The sequence below is a fragment of the Nocardia mikamii NBRC 108933 genome (assembly GCF_001613505.1).
Lineage (GTDB): Bacteria > Actinomycetota > Actinomycetes > Mycobacteriales > Mycobacteriaceae > Nocardia > Nocardia mikamii.
Genome location: NZ_BDCM01000014.1, coordinates 300,356 through 319,218, shown reverse-complemented (window position 1 = coordinate 319,218; position 18,863 = coordinate 300,356). Strand labels below are relative to the sequence as shown.

The following is an 18,863-nucleotide window of genomic DNA, read 5'->3' as shown; positions in this document are numbered from 1 at the left end:
GATGGCGTGCTATCGGTAGTGCTCATGGCTGCGCCCACATCACGTGGACAGCGGCACTGAGCCAGGCCAGGCCGTCTCCTGGCAACTCGATTGTGCGCTGCGCTTCTGCTTCCAGCCTGCCGAGGACGTCGCGCAGCTTCTCGAGTGCGTCGTCCAGGGCCCCCTCGTCGAGGCTCGAACTGCCGCGTGACAGCACCAGATCAGTGATGGATTGTTCGAGGTCTTTGCAGGCATCGTTGATCCGGTCCGGGGCGGCCTGCCGCTTCTTCTTCAGCCGGGCAGTACGGCCGGCGACATCGATCGCGTCCTCGAAAGCCTCTTTATAGGAGGCGATCGTTGACGAGGCAGCAGTTTTGTCGGCAGGAGAAGCGGTATTGCGGTCAGACCCGATCGCTTTGGCTTGAAGCACTCGATCGGTCATGGCGCGGGCGGATGCGACACTCGCTCCGGCGCCCTTCACTGACCGGTTCAAGCCGGGGATGGTGACCGCGGCCGGCGCAGCGGCGGGCTCGCCTAGCTTGAGATCATCGGGCAATGCCTTGTCCAGGTATCGATTCTGAAAATCAGCTTCGATGTACCGGACATCGGTTTTCGAGAAGTCCAGTACGATCGCGGCCAGCCGAGCCTCTTTCAGCAGATCTGCTCGTTCCCGGCTCTTGGAATGCTCATTGATGTAGACGCGATACAGCTCTGCGAGCTTTTCTTGAGAGTCCTCAAAGTCGACGAGCCGCAGGGAGGTGCCGTCAGCAGTGGTGCTGCGGTCGATCAGTTCTCGTAGCTGGGCGAGAACCCAAAGGTCACGCTCGCAGGATTTCGTGTTGGTGTGGAAGGCTTTTGCGATAACCGCGGGGGTGCGGTTGAGCTGAACCCGCTGTTCCTCGATTGCGAGCAACCTATTGATGTAGGAGTACTTGCGCCGTTCATCGGGACGGAGCTGCAACGCCAGTTCGACGTCGTTGATGTCGGTCCAAGTACATGATTCCGGTAGGACGCCGACACGCATCGTCGTGCCGGTCTTAAGTTCTCGCAGCGCGGCGCAGCGGGTGTTCCCGTTGACGAGGATCCCATCACGGGTGATCAGGCCGGCCTCGATTTGTTTGTATTCTTCGAGGCTGTCTTTCAATTTGTCGAAGTCAGGGTCCCGATGGTCGGGCTCTGAGGGCCGGATTGTCAGCAAATGCTGAAGATAGTCTTGACTTTTAGGCGACCAAGGGTCCTCTGTGAGCGCGGCATCCCGTGCTGGATCCAGACTGCGCTGTGCCCGGATGCGGTGTGTGCCAGGGTTATAGAACAAGACTTCGAGCGGTACATCGATGACTGGCACGTGGAGGGGCCGGTCGCGCCATTCGACCGTTAAAGTCTCGGCAACGCCGCGGCTTTCGAGTTGCTCCTTCAATCGCTCTTCAACCAGCGATCGCGTGGTCTCGGCTGTCGGGGGCGTCCCGAAATCGGTGAACATATGGGAGATCCTCCTCGAAGGAAGTCAGGTGTGTACGGGAGGGGGCCCTGTTGCCAACGGCCCCAATCCCCTTGGAGGGCGAACCGGAGTAGCTACTGCAGTGCCATACGAACCTCATGCCGAGACTCGGCCGGCAGGGTCCGGTAGTGCGCCCACAGCTCCTCGACTTCGCTGAAGCTTCGGGCATCTTGTTGCACCCACGAAGCGAGCATCTTCCGTTCGTAAACGGGCAGGCGCTCGATCCGTGCCATGACCTCCGCCAAGCTGGCCGTCAGGTCGCGACTCCCGACCCGGCAGCGATTGCACTCGATGACCAGCTGTGTCCTCGTGTCGCCGTTCGGCATTCGCACCGCGCGCCGGGCTACATCGAGCTGTGATGTTACGGAGGTGCCGGCATACTTCTCACCCGGTCCGATTCCGCAGGACCGGCATTTGTGCCCGTCCCGCGTCATGAGCGCATACCGCTCCGTAGCCGTGACGGCGATGTCCGCTCTCGATGACTGCCCTGGTTCCCAGACCGGCTTCCCACGGCTGACGAACCGATGTTCATGCATCTCGAGGGAGGGATCCTCGCGGTTGGTATCGATGCGCCAGCCGGCGTCACGGAGTTCCCGCATCCGGCGGTCGATTTGCTGGGTGTCGGGGAACGCGTTCCGGAGCTGCGTTTTAGTGAAGCATTCCCCTTCGCCGACCTCCTGCAAAAGCCACAGTGCCACGCGCTTCTTACCTCCGAGTGCTCTGTCTGTCCAAGCTGGGGTGGTCATATGGCTTTCCTTTCTCCGGCCATTTCAGGTAAGGCATGCTTATCCGAGCGTTGCTGGGTGCCAAATGCATCGGCCCGGTCGGGAGTCCAGAGAACACCAGAAGGTCGGCGATGGGAAGTGCCTTGCTGTCCCGCCACTGTCCCGGATCGGCTTGGGGCACAGCGACTCTGCATCCATCTCTTGGGCCTATCCGGGACAGTGCGGGACAGTCTTCTCCTGTACAGGTTCAGCCTGTGACGGTCAGAATTACTGGATTCGTGGCATCTCTACTCCGACGGGGCGGGCAGACGTGGTAAGAACCGGCCAAAACGGTGGCAGCATTGACATCAATGCCAGCCGAGACCTTGCCGATCATGTGCGTGAGCTGATCCAACTGGCTGCTGAACGTTTGTTAGATGGTGGGAGCCGTACTTGCGGGCTAAGGCCCATCGCTGAGGAGCTAGAGAGATGGATGTGGCGTCGGCAAGCTGAACTGGAGAAACTCAAGGTTGAGCGGGGGCTCACGGAGGAGGAAATGCACGAGTTTCGTGCGTTGGAACTGTCCGGGCCCATGAAGCGGCCCAAGCCCGGGACGGTTCTCAGCAAGTCGGCTCTTCAGCGTGTAGTAGTAAGGGGCCGCAAGGTCCCCTTCGCGGAGGTCGCGCTCAAGGGGCTATATGACGTAGCGCATGGCGGTGGCGGGTCCGACGAGGGGTGGGAGGAGCTGAAGAGAGTTAATCGCGCCCTTGCTGGGCGGCTGGTAGCGGAACCAGTGACCGTGCGCCCAAGCTTCGGCGCGACGAGGCTACCGAGCGAGAGCGTTACGAACAGCAAGCCGGCCGAAAGTGGAACCGCGAGGGCGCTGGACAACGCGCCGGTCCCCCCCTTGCTGGGGGACCGGCGCAACAACCGACTCGACGTGGCATGGCCGTCTACAGATGAGGTGGTGTGGCGCCCGGTCAGCCAGTTGGTCGGTTACGTTTCCACCGGCGAGCTTGAGAACGCGAATAGCTTGATGCGTCACGTCGGTACCGAGGCCGAGCCTCTGGAGACCGCTGACGCCATCGTGGCGTGCAGAGATGTGGACTTGCCTGATGCGGTCGACACGATCATCAGCCACGCCGGCGCAAGAGAAGAGCTGCTTGATGTCATGCAGATCCTGAAGTCGCTCAACGAGCGGGACAGACGTGCGGATAGCGACGCGCTGCTCGTGCACGCGCTTCAGAACAGGGTTTCTTAGCTTGCTTTGACTTCGCTTGATAGCCAGGAACGTTCAGCGAGATGCGGGGGGGCGATGAGCGGGCTCACCAGTCCACCAGTGACTGCGCGAGATTCTTGTAATCGAGGAGCCGACCCTGCTTCGTGACCTCCTCCCAGGCGTTGTGCTGTTCTGAACTTCCATGTATTGCAACGGCTTTCGTGAGTTCTTCGTAGGCGATGTGGTAGGTCGCGTCAACCTCGCCGGTCCCACGAGCGATGGACGCGAGGCGTGTCGGAAGGGGTTCGGCGGTGACTGTCACGAGGTGCGGCAGCCGACCCCGTCTGTGCCTGATCATGTTCCCGTTCTCGTGACGGATATTTTGGACTCGATCGGAGCGGATGGTCCATTTGCATGCAATTGCGGCGTGGAGCCAGGGATGCGACGTGCTAGTGGGTGTCCCGCGTAGACCGACCAGCACATCGGGCTTGATCAGGTAGTCGGTGCCAAGCGTCACCCGCAGATTCGGATCCTTGGAGATAGCGGCTTCTATGCCGGCCAGGTGCTGGTACTGCGCGTATCCGACGATGCTCTTTCCTCTGTCGAAGTCCCACTGCCGGCGCGGGTCCAGATCTGGGAGCTGGCTGGCCAAGTCTGTAAGCACCAGGGTTTCGAGCAAAGCACCCGGATTATCAGGCGCCGCAACAGGTTCGGAACCCGGGTTCGGGTTGGGTTGACGGATCTGCTCGAGGATGTGCGCTGCCATCAAAAGGCTTGTCACGTTGTCAGTATCGGCGGAGTTCGGAACCCACTTCCAGCCGAGCTTGTTCTTCTTGCTCGGCCTCCAGCCCAGCAGTTCGGTCCGAAACGGAGTCGTCACGTTCGCCAAATCTAGTCTGTTCGGTGCGCCTGACAGCGAGCTTCACGAGTTTCCCCTAGTATCGCTCACATGTTCGAGGCTGTCGTTCAGGACGCCGGTTACAGTGGCGAGGGCGCTGTCCAGGTGCTCGTGTTCCCACAGGCGAATCACCCGCCAGCCTGCAGCTGTCAAAGCGGCATCTGTAGCTCGGTCGCGTTCCATGTTCCTGCGGAGTTTGGGTGTCCAGTACCACTCGTTCGTCGTCGGCTGGCGGCCATGTTGGGGGCAGACGTGCCAGAAGCAGCCGTCCACGAAGACAGCCACTTTTCGTTTCGTGAAGACGATGTCCGGCCTGACCTTGAGCGAACCGAGATCCAGTCTGTGATCTTTCCGGTAGCGATACCCAAGTCTGTGCAACGCACTCCGCAAAGCAACTTCGGGCTTCGTATCCGATCGGCGGTTCGCTCGCATGTTCCGAGAGCGCCCTTCGTTGAGAGGGGCAGGGTACAAGCCCAGCTCGTGGGCTTTTCGACGGGCGTCTTCCGATCGGCTTCCGGTCACGGCGGTCCCAGTTCGAAGTTGGGGCATGGCATACGGAAAAATACTCCCGCACCCACGTCGGCCCGGCCTCGGCCTCTGCATCGAAAGGTAACCGCGTGACCGAGCTTCGTGTCATCGAGACCACTTCAGACGATGAAGTGCAGGCAGGGGCGAGTTCGTTGGAGTCCGGGGCGCTCTTCGACTTGGTGGAACCCGATACGCCAAGCGCGGCACCGATGAGAAGCGGTGCTGGCTCCAAACGCCGTTCTGGTGGCAGCAAGCGTGCGCGCGGCACACGGAAGACGACCGACTTGCGCAGTGCCGGCCTGGTCACGGCTGAGCGCGACTTCACGTCGATCGAGATCTGTGCCGGGGCCGGCGGCCAAGCAGTAGGACTTCACCAGGCTGGCTTTCGTCATCTGGCATTGATCGAGATCGACGAGTACGCGGTCGGTACGTTGAGGCTCAATATCGAAAAGCACGAGTTGTGGGCATGGGAAAGAGATAATTGCGACATTATTTCGGCGGATGTCAAAGAGTTCGATCCAGTTAATGGCCTCGATAAGAGTTCTAAAATTCTGAAAGAGAGCGGTTTGGATCTTCTTGCGGGGGGTGTTCCGTGTCCTCCATTTTCGCACGCCGGTAAGCAGCTCGGAGAGCGCGATGAACGAGATCTATTTCCGCGAATGTTGGAGCTTGTTGATATCCTGAATCCGCGAGCAGTTTTGATCGAAAATGTGCGCGGGCTTATGGATCCGAAATTCTCTACCTACCGCGCTTGGATTAAGTCCCAGATTGCGGATCTCGGATACAATCTCGGTGCATGGGAGATACTCGAAGCCAGTAATTTCGGGGTACCGCAACTCCGGCCGAGGGCGATTCTAGTGGCGTTTCGTAACGACGTGATCCGTGATATTGCATATAAAATGCCTAAAAAAACCTGCGATGATCCTGTTAGTATTGCGGAAATATTGGAGCCTTCGATGCGGGAGCGCTTCGACAACGTCGACGCAGAAAACTCGGAGCGCGCCCGTCAAGCATTTGAACGGTGGCGTGATACCGCGCGCAATCGTGCCTCGGAGCTCAAGGGCAAGGGGGGCGGAGTTGCGCCTACCCTGGTCGGGGGGTCGAAGAAGCATGGCGGCGCAGACCTTGGTCCGAGCCGGGCAAGAGCGGCATGGAAGCAACTCGGGATCTCAGGCATCGGTGTTGCCAATGACATTGAAACCTGTTTGAAGAAGGGTACCGAAGAGCGTGATCTTTTTCGGCCGGATGGCCCTATGCTCACTGTTCGGCAGGCGGCCATTGTTCAAGGATTCCCTGACGAGTGGGAGTTTTCGGGCGGTAAGACTGCGCAATATCGTCAGGTAGGAAACGCGTTTCCGCCGCCGGTTGCCAAGGCTGTAGGGGAATCTATTATCAAGGTTTTGAATGAGGCTGACGAGCGGAATCGGAAGAACGGGGCGGTAGATTACCTGACGGCTAATGTAATGTGATTACAAACGATCGGATCCAGCTCGGCGAGATTGCGGTTACCGAGCGCTGGCGAACAAACCGCACAAGTTAGGGCAGATTGAGACTGATCGTCGGATTGCGGCGAGAATCTGATTGACTAATCCGACGCAGCCGGGCTGGGTACATGGAGGAGCCGATTGATCCAATCCGTCGTTTTCGATGTAGGCGAGACACTCTTAGATGACACTCGCGAGTACGCTGCGTGGGCTGATTGGATTGGCGTTCCACGGCACACCTTTTCCGCAGTGCTGGGAGCGGTGACTGCAGCTGGGCGGAACAATGCCGAGACGTTCCAGTACTTCCGGCCAGGGTTCGATCTCGAACGTGAACGCCAGTTGCGAGAGGCCGCGGGCCGTGGAGAGGACATCGAGGAAAGCGATCTGTATCCGGACGTGCGACCGGCGTTGTCTGCCTTGCAGGAGCGTGGGATTTGGGTCGGTATCGCCGGCAATCAGACCGGGCGAGCGGCGCAGTTGCTGCGCTCGCTGAATCTTCCGTGCGACGAGATCGCCACGTCAGGGGAATGGGGAGTCGCTAAGCCTGACTCGAGTTTCTTCGATCGGGTCGCCGAGTTCGCGCCCGGCCGCCGGCAGGAGATTCTTTACGTCGGTGATCACCGCGACAGCGATCTGATTCCAGCACGCCGGGCCGGCATGCGGTGTGCGCTGATCCGGCGCGGGCCGTGGGGATATCTGTGGGCAGATGATGTCATCGCGGCGGGGGAGGCCGACTGGGTTGTCGGCTCCCTCACCGAGTTGGTGGAAGCGATCACCTAAACACTAAGGCGCGCAAGCATTTCCTTCACGTGGGGATGACAGTTGGTGTGTTGGGGTGCGATGGAGTGGGCAGTGTGGATGGACTGCATGGCGCCGTCCCGATCTCCGGCTTGCATGCGTGCCCGTGCGAGGTCGATGTGGAAGTGCGATCGGCGCTCGGCGGGGATGTCGTCGGGCGGGGTCCAGTTCTGGGCGGTTCTGAGCGCCCCACCGATGTCACCGAGTTCCACGCCCAAGGAAACCTGGTGAATACGGACGGACGAGCGCCCGAACGCTGTACCCAAATAGGTCGATTCCGGGACCATTCGCGCAGCGCGGGTTGCTTCCGCAAGGTGGTCGTGAGCCGTGTCTGCGCGGAACTCGCAGCTGGCGACGACAGCGGCGCGCATGTGTAGTGAGCCGTAGGTTGCGGCGGCGCGGAACGATTGGGACGGGTCGATTTGATCTGCTGCCCGTTCGAGTAGCTTCCGGCCGGTCGCGAGGTCCATGTTGTTGAAGAAGAGTTCGGTGCGGACGTAGGCGGTCGCCGCAGCGAGTAGTGGGTCGTCGCCGTCGCGTGCGGTGGTCTCCATCATGCCGATGATGCGGGCGGACAGATCCGCGAATCCATACTTGTCCGCGATCGCGTCGGCTGCTCGATAAGCCTGGACGAGAAGACTATTCACATCGTTTCGGAGTAGTTCTGGGGAGAGGCGGGCTCGGTGCAGCTCGTCCAGCAGGGCCGGGAGCTCGATGGCTAGGCGGAGATAGTTCGAATCGAGGCGGTCGCGGACAGCCGACGCCACAGCCGCGTGCAGCAGATCGAGCGAACGGATCGGTCCATCGGGCGGGGCGTCGTGAGTGTCGAGCGCCTTCCGTAGATCAGGAAGGCGGATTTGTACCGCTGTTGCCGCAGTCTCTGTCGCACCGACTACGGGCGGACGGGTCGGCAGCGCGTCGTGGAAGCGAGCGGCTTGGTTGTCGTCGAGACGCCGAAAGATGGTGTCCATGGCGTCTGCAAACTGCCGAACGAGAGTGATTGTCTCTCCGCGGCTTTCCCATTTCCGGACGACAGCTTCACTGAATCCCAGCCGCTCGGCGAATTCGCGCTGAGTAATCCGCAGCGCCTCGGTACGCAAGGCGCGTACCTCCCGTCCGGTCCACTTCGTCACCCTCACTGCGATCCCCCTCGCTTTGGCTCGACGGTCCGTACCTGCAGCGTAGCGGCGCCGTAGCGGTTCCATGCCTTCGGTTTGCGTCGTTTCTCCGTGAAGCTCGAATCGGCCCCGCCGCCGGGTCGATGCCCGGATATCTGTGACGCCATCCACAACGTCAGTAATTCTCGGCGGCGGGTGCCTGCCAACGAAAACTGAAGGAGCCGAATGTATCTCATTGTGACGACTGGGAGGTCGCTATGACGCTTCCTACCGCTTATGTTGCGCCGGGTGAACTGCCGAAGGGGCCGCCTCGCGCTCTCGGATATATCGACCGGACCTTACCGGGGTGGCCGGCGAATGAGCAGCGTGTGCTCGCGCATGCGGTGAAGTTGGGGTACGCGTTGGTGCGGGTGGTGTTTCGGACGGCTGGGGATATCGATGATCCGATCATGCGGCTGCTCGATCGGATCGGTGGGTACAACGTGGCGGCGGTTGTGGTTCCGAGCGTCGAGCATCTCGGGGAGCGGCTCCGAATTGTTTGCGCGGCATGCGATGTGGAGGCGGTTGAGCCGGAGGCAACCTATGCGCGGGCGCGGCCCACTATTCCTTCGGATCCCGCCTCGGCTCCGCGTGATCCGAGGGTCGAGGCGGGTGATTGAGATGTCTGGCTGGGGGCTGGTCGCTTCGGTGGTGACGGTTGTCGGTGTGGCGGCGTTGGCGGTGGCAGGTGTTTCCTGTGCTTGGCCGGATGTGGGGGGCGATCAGAGGTTCGGCGAAGTCGCACGTCCTGCTGTGAAAGCCGTTGTGCGCCCGCGTCTTCTGTCGCTCTCGCTGACGCACGCCGCTCGGTCGCCGGTGCCGACGGTGGTGGAGGCGCACGAGGATATGCAGCTGCACTTGGAATGTGATCCCGCCCTGTGCGCTGCGAAGGCGGTAGCGATGAGGACTCTCGTGGCCGCCGGGCGGGTGAGGCCGGACCGATCCCGGCGGCTGTGAGAGTCGGCGTCTTGCTTCGCGCACGGCGGTGCGCCCGGCCGGTGGTCGGGTGTCAGGCTGCGCTGGTGTCGGGTGGATGCGAATGCGACTGCAACCAGCGCTCGTGCTGTTCGCGTTCGCGTTGTCGGCGTTGCAGTCGTTCCTGTTCGTCGCGTAGGTGGATGCGCGTGAGTATCGCTGCCAGGAGTTCGTCGGGGTGATGGCGGTGGTTGATGCGGGGTGTCCGACTGGGGTCGATGTGTTCGGGTGCGATCCAGGCGGTGCGGCCGGCGAACGGGGAAAGCTCGTTCTGTGCAACGGTTTTCCAGCCACCCGGGCCGTCGTGAATCAACGAGTGGCAGGCGTCGCAGGCCAGGACGAGGTTGGTGATGTCGGTGGGGCCGCCTTTGGCGTAGTCGCGGATGTGGTGGGCGGCGCAGAGGCTGGCGGGGGCGTCGCAGCCGGGGCGAGAGCAGCCGCGGAGGGCGGCGATGAGTGCCAGGCGTTGCGCTGGGGAGGCGAGCCGTTTCATGCGGCCGAGGTGCAGGGGGAGGCCGGCCTGGTCGAAGATCGCCAGATAGGGGCGGGATCGTTCGGCCAGTCGCAGCGCCTCGCGGATCGGGACGACGCCGCCGGTGGCGGTAGTCGCGGCGCCCGAATCCTTTTCCAGGTCTTCGAGTTTCATCGTCAGCACGGTGGTTACCGGCATGCCGCGGTGGCGGCCGAGGTCCTCCGCGATCAGGCCCGAGCGCAGGATCGCGGTGAGTGCGTCGTGGTTGCGTTGCGCGGCGCTGCGGTGATCGGCTCGCGCTGCCTCGGCGAGCATCGCAGGGTCGGTGGTGTCGATATCGACGGCGGGGCTGTTCGGGTCGTCCGGGTTGCAGACGCCGGGGCGTGCGTACTTGGCCAGGAGTGGGTCCAGTAGGGCACGGAGTACCGGGTCGATGTCGCCGCGCACGGGGGACATGCCGTCCGGGCGTTGCCGGCCTACGACGATGCCTCGCATTCGGGCGCGGTCCTGCTCGGTGGTGAGGCGGCCGTCGGGGTCCAGGTGGGCCAGGATTCGATCGCCGACCTTGCCGATGTCGTCCGGTGAGCCCGATCGTGCGAACTCCGCCAACAGTTGTTCGGCGGCTTCGCGATCCGCGTGGGATACGCCTCGCGGCACGCGGTTCATGATCTGCGCGATTCCGCGGACGTGGTCGGCGGAAATCTCGCCGTGGGTCAAAGCGGTTGCGGTGCGGGGCAATTGCGGGTCGCGGACCTCACCGTCCAGATCGTGGAACGTCCCCACCCAGCGCGCCGAGTTCACGCGGCTGCCCGCGTCGGCGCTCGATATGCGCAGTGTCTCCATCAGGAACCGCTTGATCGTCTTCGCGCCGGTCCGTGACGGCAGGGATCGCTCCTCGGCCTCGATCAGCAGTCGATGCTGCATCGCAGTCAGTCGGCGCGTGCAACTCTCCACATCACGCATCGCCTCTACCAGTTGCTCATCCGACAGCGGTGTCAGCGATCGTTCGAACAGCTCGGAGACCGCAGCGAGGAGCGGTCTCGCGACCTGCTCCGCGCCCTCTCCACTGTTCGAATGCATGTTCGAATTCTACCAAGAAGGGGTGGTGGTGTGCACCCCTTCGGTCTGTTCGAATTGTGAAACCCATTTTGAACAAGCGACCGAAAGAAATTGTGTCGCAGGCGAATTCGCCGGTGCAGACCGGACCGGCCTACGTGCTGGGTGAACTCGGCCGAGTTCTACGTTGCTCAGAGCGGAATCGCGCGGCAGTCGTCACTGCGCCCGCCATCGGCGAAGACCTGCCCGGGCGCGGCGACGCGGTGCGGGATCGCCCGCGTGGGCGCGATGACGAGCCGGTCGTTTTCCAGCGTGCCGAGACCGTCCACGATCAACGAGTAATCCGTCGGTTCTCGCGGCCCACACCGGACTGACCGCCGGGCGGGCCGAGACGTTGTCCCGGGTGTGGCTGCCGGGCGGCCGGAGTGCGGGACCGGGTGGACCCGGCACTACGCGCGGAAGGGAATTGTCGCCGGTGCTGATGAGGTGGGCGAGATCGTAGCCGGCGATCACCCGCGCGAGCTCATCCGTTTCGCCTCGGGATTCAGGTATCGAGCGTACTGCGGCGCACGTGGCGAGCCGCTCGGCGAATCGAGCCCGGTCCTCGAGCAAGCTGCGCCATCAGCACCACCCCCAGCGTGAACATCGTCGCCGCCACGAAGACGTCGAGCACTCGCCACGCCGCGGGCAGCGACAGGACCGGCGCGAGCAGCCGAGCCCCGTATCCCAGCCCGGCGAACCACACTCCGCTCGCGACCATCGCGCCGACGCCGAAGGCCCACCGCAAGGATCCGTGTCCGGCGGCGACCGAGCCGAGCAGCAGCACGGTGTCGAGGTAGACGTGAGGGTTGAGCCAGGTCATCGCTAGACAGACCAGGATCGCGGTGCGGATGGACGCGGTGGCGTCGCCGGTGGTCTCGAGGGCGGCGGTGGCGGGGCGCAGTGCGCGGCGGGCCGCGACGGCGCCGCAGGTGATCACGCAGATGGCGACCACCGCCGCAACGGCTTGCCGGCGTGCGCCTTGGCGCAGGACGAAGGCGTTCTGCGCGCCGATGGCGACTATCAGGGATAAGCCGGCACCGAATCCGGCCAGGGCAGCCGAGAAGATACCGCTGTTCACGCCGCCGACGGTATGGGCCCTGACAGAATCAGTACAGCTAAAGTTCCTTAACTATCATTAGCGACCGTGATGTCCGAACTTCCGGTCGACCAGGTCCGCACATTGCTCGCCGTCGTGGACGAAGGCACATTCGACGCCGCCGCGGCCGCGATGCATCTGACGCCCTCGGCGGTGAGTCAGCGGATCAAGGCGCTCGAGCAACGCACCGGCCGTGTCCTGCTGATGCGCACGAAACCCGTCCGGCCGACCGAATCCGGCCGGGCGGTCGTGCGTTTCGCGCGCCAACTGGCCGCGCTGCAGGAGGCGGCGCAACGAGAGTTGGGGATCGCCGGAGATTCCGAGTCCACCACGCTGTCCATCGCGGTCAACGCCGATTCGCTGGCGACCTGGTTTCTGCCCGCGCTGTCGCGGGTGCCGCAGGATCCGCCGGTCTGCTTCGATCTGCATCGCGAGGACGAATCCCACACCGCCACACTGCTGCGGGAGGGCACGGTGATGGCGGCGGTGACGTCGCTGGCCGAGCCGGTGACCGGATGTACCGCACGGCCGTTGGGCCTGGCGCGGTACCTGCCGGTCGCGAGTCCGCAATTCGTCGAGCGTCATCTCGCGGCCGGACCTCTGGAAAAGTCGCTTCCCGACGCGCCGGTCATCGTTTTCGATCGCCGGGACGAATTGCAGGATCGCTACGTCCGCACGGTCACCTCCGGCAAGGCGGGAGCGAGCCGGCTCCGCCATTACGTACCCACCTCGGAAGGGTTCCGCGACACCATCGTCGCCGGGCTCGGGTGGGGGCTCGTGCCCGAAACGCACGCCGACCCACTGCTGCGGACGGGCGCGTTGCGGAATTTCGCGCCGGAGCAGTGGGTCGATGTGCCGCTCTACTGGCAGCAGTGGAAGTTGGATGTACCGGCCCTCGCGCTCGTCGCGCAGACGATCGGTGTTACGGCGGCCGACTATCTCCGGCAGTGAACTAGCCTCTCCCGCAGCGCCTGTCGGCATAGAGCCGATCCGGGTGTCTCGGCGGGGTCGTCAGTCGATCAACTGTGGTGCCACCGCTCGGGAACTGCCGGGAACCGCTCGCGGCGATGCCGAGGTGAGCAGCGCGATTCCCGCCGCGAGCAACCAGATGATCGTGAATCCGGAAACCGTTGCGGTAGTGCCCCATCCGTTCGCCGCGTAGAAGTTCGCCGGAGTGTTCCCGAAGAACAACGACGGCGCGAACGCCACGTTCACCACTGCCAGGACCGCGGCCGAGCGCCCCGCCCACGTGGGCAGAATCCGCGTGCGCAGGATCGTGACCGCGGCCGTGGTCATGAACAAAGCGGTCAGGAGCCGGGTGACCGTTCCGTACAGCACATAGGTACCGGACACGGTGACGGTGGGATCGATCGGCTCGGGCGCCTGGATCGTGGCGCCGATCTCGAGGCCCATGGACACGAAAGCGACTGTGGCCCACATCAAACCGGCGGTCGATGCCAGTGAACCGAGCCATTCGTAGCGTCGGTCGGCGGCCTTCACCAGGTGCCCGAAGGCGGACATGAACACCACCGTCCCGAGGAGCCCGACGAGACCGATCAGGCCGCGAGTCAGGATGTTCCAGTCCGGCGGCGGTCCTTCGTAGACGAAGTAGAGCGGCAGTTCGACGAGCATGAGCGCGGCGCCGCAGACCGCGGCGATACCCGCGGTCCGGCGGAGGGTTTCGGTGTGCACGGATCGTCCTTCCGATCGGCGGCAACAGTAAGTATATGACTTATACTATACTGACCATACTAAACTGCGGAAGGACGAATTGTCGACGACGGGATGCGCACTGATGACCGATCGGGAGGTGCCCGACCATCTGGGCCGGCTGTGGCGGCTGCCGGTGGACGTCAAGCTGGGCCGCCCGGCCGCGCTCGATGTCGATCGGGTGGTCGCGACGGCGGTCGAGCTGGCCGACCGCGATGGTCTCGCCGCCGCCACACTGCCGAAAATCGCTGCCGCGCTGCGGGTTACGCCGATGTCGCTCTACCGTCACATCGGGTCGAAAGATGAACTACTGGGCCTGATGTCGGATGCCGGAATGGGCGCACCCCCCGAATTACCCAGCGGCCCATGGCGTTCGATGCTGCGTGCTTGGGCACTCGCACAACTCGAGGTGCATCGCGCCCGCCCCTGGCTGACCCAGCTGCCGGTCACCGGGCCGCCGAGTGGGCCGAACACCGTGGCCTGGATGGACGCGGGGCTGCGCGCGGTGCGTGAAACCTCCCTGGACTGGCCGGCGAAGGTCGGGGCCATCATGGTGGTCAGCGGATACGTCCGCGAGGCCTTCGTCACCGCTCGCCAACTCGAACACGCTATGGCGGCAGCCGATCTCGATCCTGCCGCCGCCCTGCACGACTACAGCCGTCATCTGCGTGCGCTGGTGGATCGAGAGCGGCTGCCGGATATGGCCGCACTGCTGGCCTCGGGGCTGTTCGACGCCATCGAACCCGCCGAGGCGGAACCAGACTCGGACTTCGCTTTCGGCCTCGACCTGATCCTCGACGGTGTGGCGGCGACGATAGCCGCAAACGGCCGGTGACGACGAACGGCCCGGCGCCGTGCTAGGCGCCGGGCCGTGAACTTCATCGGATCAGCTGCTGCCGAACCAGCCCGGAGGAACGACCTGGCGGAAACCGTTCCAGCCGTTGCCGTGCCGGTCCCACGGGTTGCAGTCGTTGCCGCGGCGATGACGGTCCCAGTCGCCGCGGTGGTCCCAGTCGCCGCGACGGTCCCAGTCGCCGGGGCCGTGCCCGTGGCCCGGGTGTGCGATGTCGGTGGCCGCCGGGGCGCTCACCACGTCGGCCTGGGCCGGAATGGCAAGCGCGGCCAGCGGCGCCGCGACGATGGCGCCGGCAACGGCGATTCGCGCCGCCGTGCGCTTGGTGCGATGTTCGGTTCTGGCAATCACGGTGAATCCTTCCAATCAGTTACACCGAACGCAGTCTCTCGCAAATCGGACACCGCGTCACGGGTGGTGGCACGAGGTTCAGGGCCGAATCGGCCGCGCGGATGACGGGAACTCGGGGTTACCCCTGAGTCCTGCGATTCAGCTGCTGCCGAACCATCCCGGCGGGTAAACCGGCCTATACCAGGAGTGGTACGGCCGATACCACGGATTCCAGCCGTACCAGAGCTCCAGCGGCATCGGATCGAACGGTGTGATTCCCGGGTAGTACCAGCCGACCGAGCTCGGCTCGCTTGCCGGCGTCTGCGCCGAACTCTGCCCGGCGGTCGCGGTGACCATCCCGATCAGGATCAGTCCCGCTATCACCGTCCTCGCCAGGATTCGGCGTACCCGGACGGATGCGGCAGTCGCGAACACGACCAGCCCCTTTCAACTCGCCTGTCCCGCAACCCTCGCCGATATCGGCGCGAACGTCACGGCCGCGATACGCCCAGGGCTGAGAAGAGACTCAGCTCACATCCCGCGCCCCGCCCTCCGGATTCGCGGGATCGATATGCCAGCTGCGGATCCGACGCGGATGGATGCGAATGATGGTGTGCGCGAACCAGTCCGGCGCCACCGGAGGCGTATCGACATCGAGAATCTCGCCGACGCCGCGGATCTCGACCCCGCGCCCCCAGCCGGGCTTCACCTCGGCCGGATCGTCCGGTGTCATATCGTCGACCACCAGGCTCACATTCGGGTTACCTCGCACGTTGCGGTACCGCTGCGCATTCGGGCTCGGGCCGCCGATATCGATCGTGCCGTCCTCGTTCACCCGGAACCCGACCGGCACCAACTGGGGCCGTCCGTCCGCCGTCACGGTGGCCAGCCGGCCCAGCGATTGGGAAGTCAGATATGCGTGTTCGGCCGCGGTGAAAGTCATGCCGCCACGCTAAGAGCTCGAGTGCGGTTGAGGTCAAACGCCGCGCCGTCCGGTCAGGCGGCCACTTTCGTGAGGTGAATGTGGGTGACCTTGTCGCCCGGACGGGCGGGGGCAACGGTGTAGCCCGGAAGGGCGCCGAGGTCGTCGTAGAGGTGTTCGCCCGTGCCGAGGAGGGTGGGGACGAGGGCCAGGTGGAGGTCGTCGACGAGGCCGGCGCGCAGGAAGCGGCGGACTGTCGCGGCGCCGCCGCCGAGACGGACGTCCTTGCCACCGGCAGCGGAGAAGGCTTGTTCCAGAACGTTTTCGGACGTGTCGTCGACGAAGTGGAAGGTGGTGCCCCCGTCCATCTCGAGTGACGGGCGCGGGTGGTGGGTGAGCACGAAGACCGGGTGGTGATAGGGCGGGTTGGGGCCCCACCAGCCGGTCCAGGAATGGTCGGGCCATTCCCCGCGTACGGGCCCGAACATGTTGCGGCCCATGATGGTCGCGCCGATATTCGCTTCACCGGCGGCGAGATGTTCGTCGTCGATTCCGGTGCTGCCGCCTTCCTGGCCGATCATCCGCCGGCCGAAGCGGGTGGCGAAAACCCATTCGTGCAGGCGTTCACCGCCGACGCCGAGCGGATGATCGGGACCTTGGCCGGGACCCGCGACGTACCCGTCCAGCGAGATCGAGAAGTTGTGGACGCGGAGACGGGGCATGACGGGTCCTTTCACGGAGTGCTTGCTGTTTGCAATTGCTCAGCACTCTAACCGCGGTGCTTGTTAATTGCAATCAGTTGTCCGGGTCGTGTGCCGGCCCGCCGACCAGGCGAATGCGGTGAGGGTGGGGTCCAACGGTGCCGCGGTGAGTCGATTGCCCAGTGTGGACAGCGTGTAGGTGCCGATACCCAGCACCACCTCGAGGGCTTGTTCGGGGGTGTAGCCGTGGGACAGGAAATCGCTCGCGCGCTCGTCGGGGACATTGCCGGCCGTTTCGACGACGGTGAGAGTGAACTCCTGGAGTGCGGCCAGGCGCGGGTCGGGGAGGGGGCGCTGGTCGCGCAGCGCGGCGATCAGTTCCGGGTCGGCGCCGATCGCGGTCAGCTTCGCGGTGTGCATGGCGACGCACAGGTGGCATTCGTTGCGTGTAGCCATCGTCATGACCAGTACTTCGCGCGACAGTTCGTCGAGTGCGCCGCCTTCGAACAGAGCGTTGAGTTTCATGAAGCCGTCGAGCAGTCGTGGTGATGTCGCCATCTTCGCCAATGCGGCCGGGAGGTAGCCGAAGTGGGCGGCGCTCGCGGTCATGGTGCGCCGGGCTTCGGCGGGTGCGGAGTCGAGGGTGTGGGTGGGGAAATGCATGGGGCGATCCGTTCAATGTAGACAACCAAGTTGTCTAAATAGTAAACCTGGTTGTCTAATAGGGCAAGCCTCGGGACCGCTGGGGCGAAGCCGGTCAGCTTCCGAACCACCCCGCCACATCGAGCCGGAACGATTCCGGCGGGATCATCGTGCGCAACGCCGACTCCATTTCCCGCACGCGCCGGGCGCCGAGCTCGTCGACCCAGCGGCGTCGCAGCCGCTCGAAGATCTGGGCCGACTGCCGGAGTGCGTCGATCCCGTGCGGGGTCAGGCGGACGATCTTGCGCCGGGCATCCTCGGGATCCTCGACGCGTTCGGCATAGCCCAGCGCGGTCAGCCGCTCCACCGTCTTACCCGCCGCCTGTTTGGATACGCCCAGCTTGCGGCCGATATCGCTGGCCGTCGCGCCCTGTACGCCGATCGCCTGCATCGCGAATCCGTGGGCCGGACGCATATCGGGGTGTCCCTGCCGCGCCAGTTCGGCGTGCAATTCGTCGATGAGCGAGCGGAACCCCGCGAACAGCAGCAACGGCAGCTCGAATCCGGGGCTGTCGATCGGGGCCGTCCCGCGCTTTCCGACAACCATGTTGACGAGGGTAGTCCAGCGGCGGAGAAGGGTATGCCGACGCCGTCCGTGGGCGCGTGTCACCGGTCGCGGCCGGTCCGGTGGTGTTCAATACACCTGGAGTGCTCGGAAACGAGCCCGCTTTGCTCTGTCGAATGCCCGGAGGCGCGATGACCACCCGGCCACACCGGATTCCCGACCAACCTCGCGCGCCGCGACGTCGTCGCGGAATCGTGCATCGGCTCGCGCCGTGGCTGGCTCTCACCACGATAGTGGCGGCGTGCAGTGGTCCCGGCGCCGATGTCACCGAATCACACGCTCCCGCAACGGTTTCGACCGCTCCGCTGAGCGCGGTCGCCGTGGTCACGCACGGCAGCCCCGGCGACGCGTTCTGGAATGTGGTGAAGAACGGTGCCGAGGCGGCCGGGAAGGATCTGGGAATCCGGGTCGACTACAACTCCTCGGGCGACCCCGGGGAGCAGGCCAAACTGGTGGACAACGCGGTCGCACAGCATGTGGACGGCCTGGTGGTGTCGATGGCCAATCCGCAGGCGCTGCGCCCGTCCATCGAGCACGCCGTCGCGGCGGGAATCCCGGTCGTCACCATCAATTCCGGTGAAGCCGACAGCGCGGCCGCCGGCGCGATCGGGCACGTCGGGCAGAGTGAGCGCCAGGCCGGGGCGGCCGCCGGGAAGCGCCTGCGAGATGCCGGCAGGACCAGGATGCTCTGCGTCGTTCACGAGGCCGGCAATATCGGCGCCAACGACCGCTGCGCCGGCGCGATCGGCGGATTCGGTGACAACGCCACCACCCTGCAGGTCGACATCAACAATCCGGCCGATGCGCAGTCACGGATCAAGGGAGCCCTGGAGGCCGATCGCTCGATCGACGCCGTGCTGACCCTCAATTCGCAGATCGCCGCCCGCGCCGTCGACGGGGTCCGCGAATCCCACTCCCGCGCCGCCGTCGCCACCTTCGACCTCAATTCCGATGTGGTGGACGCGATCCGGGCCGGGACCCTGCTGTTCGCGGTCGACCAGCAGCAGTACGAACAGGGATATCTGCCGGTGGTGATGCTGCAGCTGTACCGGCGCAATCTCAACACGGTCGGTGGCGGGATGCCGGTGCAGACCGGGCCCGCCTTCGTGGACAAGAACAACGTCGACGCCATCGCCGCCCTGGTGGCGCAGGGCACGCGCTGAGCAGGGAGCTG

At 64.3% G+C, this 18,863-nt stretch carries 22 protein-coding genes; 7 read left to right on the top strand and 15 right to left on the bottom strand.

Features of this window, described 5'->3' with window-relative positions; genetic code table 11:
* Positions 1 to 22 precede the first annotated feature (22 nt).
* Entirely contained in the window at positions 23 to 1,459 is a 1,437-nt protein-coding gene (locus NMI01S_RS23025; RefSeq protein ID WP_063000366.1) for a ParB N-terminal domain-containing protein, read from the bottom strand.
* A 92-nt stretch (positions 1,460 to 1,551) separates the two neighbouring features.
* On the bottom strand, positions 1,552 to 2,223 hold the full coding sequence (locus tag NMI01S_RS23020; RefSeq protein WP_063000365.1) for a KpnI family restriction enzyme N-terminal domain-containing protein: 672 nt from the start codon (positions 2,221 to 2,223) through the stop codon (positions 1,552 to 1,554).
* Positions 2,224 to 2,674: 451 nt separating this feature from the next.
* On the opposite strand from NMI01S_RS23020, the gene NMI01S_RS23015 reads away from it, so the two are divergent.
* Complete coding sequence (locus NMI01S_RS23015; RefSeq protein WP_063000363.1) at positions 2,675 to 3,442, top strand: hypothetical protein; 768 nt, start codon at positions 2,675 to 2,677, stop codon at positions 3,440 to 3,442.
* A 64-nt stretch (positions 3,443 to 3,506) separates the two neighbouring features.
* Here the strand turns inward: NMI01S_RS23015 and NMI01S_RS23010 are convergent, their stop codons facing one another.
* A complete protein-coding gene (locus tag NMI01S_RS23010) occupies positions 3,507 to 4,280 on the bottom strand; it encodes an NgoMIV family type II restriction endonuclease (protein WP_063000361.1) in 774 nt (257 codons plus the stop codon).
* A 42-nt stretch (positions 4,281 to 4,322) separates the two neighbouring features.
* Positions 4,323 to 4,769, bottom strand: a complete 447-nt coding sequence (locus tag NMI01S_RS34345) for a very short patch repair endonuclease (protein ID WP_281186750.1) — start codon at positions 4,767 to 4,769, stop codon at positions 4,323 to 4,325.
* A 146-nt stretch (positions 4,770 to 4,915) separates the two neighbouring features.
* Between NMI01S_RS34345 and NMI01S_RS34340 the strand changes: the two genes are divergently transcribed.
* Both NMI01S_RS34340 and NMI01S_RS23005 read left to right on the top strand, forming a co-directional pair.
* Positions 4,916 to 6,295, top strand: coding sequence for a DNA cytosine methyltransferase (locus NMI01S_RS34340; RefSeq protein WP_245716985.1), 1,380 nt, complete (start codon positions 4,916 to 4,918; stop codon positions 6,293 to 6,295).
* A gap of 156 nt (positions 6,296 to 6,451) precedes the next feature.
* Entirely contained in the window at positions 6,452 to 7,090 is a 639-nt protein-coding gene (locus NMI01S_RS23005; protein ID WP_063000359.1) for an HAD family hydrolase, read from the top strand.
* On the opposite strand, the gene NMI01S_RS23000 is transcribed toward NMI01S_RS23005, so the two are convergent.
* Positions 7,087 to 8,208: a helix-turn-helix domain-containing protein gene (locus NMI01S_RS23000; RefSeq protein WP_218021089.1), complete on the bottom strand. Its 1,122-nt coding sequence runs from the start codon at positions 8,206 to 8,208 to the stop codon at positions 7,087 to 7,089. The two genes, NMI01S_RS23005 and NMI01S_RS23000, sit on opposite strands and share 4 nt — an antisense overlap.
* A 386-nt stretch (positions 8,209 to 8,594) precedes the next feature.
* On the opposite strand from NMI01S_RS23000, the gene NMI01S_RS22995 reads away from it, so the two are divergent.
* Positions 8,595 to 8,885, top strand: a complete 291-nt coding sequence (locus NMI01S_RS22995; protein WP_063000357.1) for a hypothetical protein — start codon at positions 8,595 to 8,597, stop codon at positions 8,883 to 8,885.
* A gap of 389 nt (positions 8,886 to 9,274) precedes the next feature.
* Here NMI01S_RS22995 and NMI01S_RS22985 read toward each other — a convergent pair whose 3' ends face one another.
* The 3 genes from NMI01S_RS22985 to NMI01S_RS22980 all read right to left on the bottom strand — a co-directional run bounded on the left by NMI01S_RS22985 (position 9,275) and on the right by NMI01S_RS22980 (position 11,888).
* On the bottom strand, positions 9,275 to 10,792 hold the full coding sequence (locus NMI01S_RS22985) for an HNH endonuclease signature motif containing protein (protein ID WP_063920822.1): 1,518 nt from the start codon (positions 10,790 to 10,792) through the stop codon (positions 9,275 to 9,277).
* A 167-nt stretch (positions 10,793 to 10,959) separates the two neighbouring features.
* Positions 10,960 to 11,103: a hypothetical protein gene (locus tag NMI01S_RS35010; protein ID WP_157126315.1), complete on the bottom strand. Its 144-nt coding sequence runs from the start codon at positions 11,101 to 11,103 to the stop codon at positions 10,960 to 10,962.
* A 209-nt stretch (positions 11,104 to 11,312) separates the two neighbouring features.
* Positions 11,313 to 11,888, bottom strand: a complete 576-nt coding sequence (locus tag NMI01S_RS22980; RefSeq protein WP_063920821.1) for a LysE/ArgO family amino acid transporter — start codon at positions 11,886 to 11,888, stop codon at positions 11,313 to 11,315.
* A 69-nt stretch (positions 11,889 to 11,957) separates the two neighbouring features.
* On the opposite strand from NMI01S_RS22980, the gene NMI01S_RS22975 reads away from it, so the two are divergent.
* A complete protein-coding gene (locus NMI01S_RS22975; protein ID WP_063000353.1) occupies positions 11,958 to 12,857 on the top strand; it encodes a LysR family transcriptional regulator ArgP in 900 nt (299 codons plus the stop codon).
* 60 nt (positions 12,858 to 12,917) lie between these two features.
* Here NMI01S_RS22975 and NMI01S_RS22970 read toward each other — a convergent pair whose 3' ends face one another.
* On the bottom strand, positions 12,918 to 13,598 hold the full coding sequence (locus NMI01S_RS22970) for a hypothetical protein (protein WP_218021088.1): 681 nt from the start codon (positions 13,596 to 13,598) through the stop codon (positions 12,918 to 12,920).
* Between the two features lie 103 nt (positions 13,599 to 13,701).
* Between NMI01S_RS22970 and NMI01S_RS22965 the strand changes: the two genes are divergently transcribed.
* Positions 13,702 to 14,451 (top strand): TetR/AcrR family transcriptional regulator, encoded by a 750-nt coding sequence (locus tag NMI01S_RS22965; RefSeq protein WP_063000351.1) that lies wholly within the window; start codon positions 13,702 to 13,704, stop codon positions 14,449 to 14,451.
* 51 nt (positions 14,452 to 14,502) lie between these two features.
* On the opposite strand, the gene NMI01S_RS22960 is transcribed toward NMI01S_RS22965, so the two are convergent.
* The 6 genes from NMI01S_RS22960 to NMI01S_RS22935 all read right to left on the bottom strand — a co-directional run bounded on the left by NMI01S_RS22960 (position 14,503) and on the right by NMI01S_RS22935 (position 17,671).
* Positions 14,503 to 14,820, bottom strand: a complete 318-nt coding sequence (locus tag NMI01S_RS22960) for a hypothetical protein (protein ID WP_245716984.1) — start codon at positions 14,818 to 14,820, stop codon at positions 14,503 to 14,505.
* Positions 14,821 to 14,958: 138 nt separating this feature from the next.
* On the bottom strand, positions 14,959 to 15,234 hold the full coding sequence (locus tag NMI01S_RS22955) for a hypothetical protein (RefSeq protein ID WP_157126314.1): 276 nt from the start codon (positions 15,232 to 15,234) through the stop codon (positions 14,959 to 14,961).
* A 91-nt stretch (positions 15,235 to 15,325) separates the two neighbouring features.
* Entirely contained in the window at positions 15,326 to 15,742 is a 417-nt protein-coding gene (locus tag NMI01S_RS22950) for a PPOX class F420-dependent oxidoreductase (protein WP_063000346.1), read from the bottom strand.
* A gap of 53 nt (positions 15,743 to 15,795) precedes the next feature.
* Entirely contained in the window at positions 15,796 to 16,443 is a 648-nt protein-coding gene (locus tag NMI01S_RS22945) for a dihydrofolate reductase family protein (RefSeq protein WP_063000344.1), read from the bottom strand.
* Positions 16,444 to 16,506: 63 nt separating this feature from the next.
* Positions 16,507 to 17,085 (bottom strand): carboxymuconolactone decarboxylase family protein, encoded by a 579-nt coding sequence (locus NMI01S_RS22940; protein WP_063000342.1) that lies wholly within the window; start codon positions 17,083 to 17,085, stop codon positions 16,507 to 16,509.
* Positions 17,086 to 17,179: 94 nt separating this feature from the next.
* Positions 17,180 to 17,671: a MarR family winged helix-turn-helix transcriptional regulator gene (locus NMI01S_RS22935; RefSeq protein WP_063000340.1), complete on the bottom strand. Its 492-nt coding sequence runs from the start codon at positions 17,669 to 17,671 to the stop codon at positions 17,180 to 17,182.
* A gap of 149 nt (positions 17,672 to 17,820) precedes the next feature.
* On the opposite strand from NMI01S_RS22935, the gene NMI01S_RS22930 reads away from it, so the two are divergent.
* Positions 17,821 to 18,852, top strand: a complete 1,032-nt coding sequence (locus NMI01S_RS22930; protein ID WP_084513184.1) for a sugar ABC transporter substrate-binding protein — start codon at positions 17,821 to 17,823, stop codon at positions 18,850 to 18,852.
* The last annotated feature ends 11 nt before the right edge of the window (positions 18,853 to 18,863 follow it).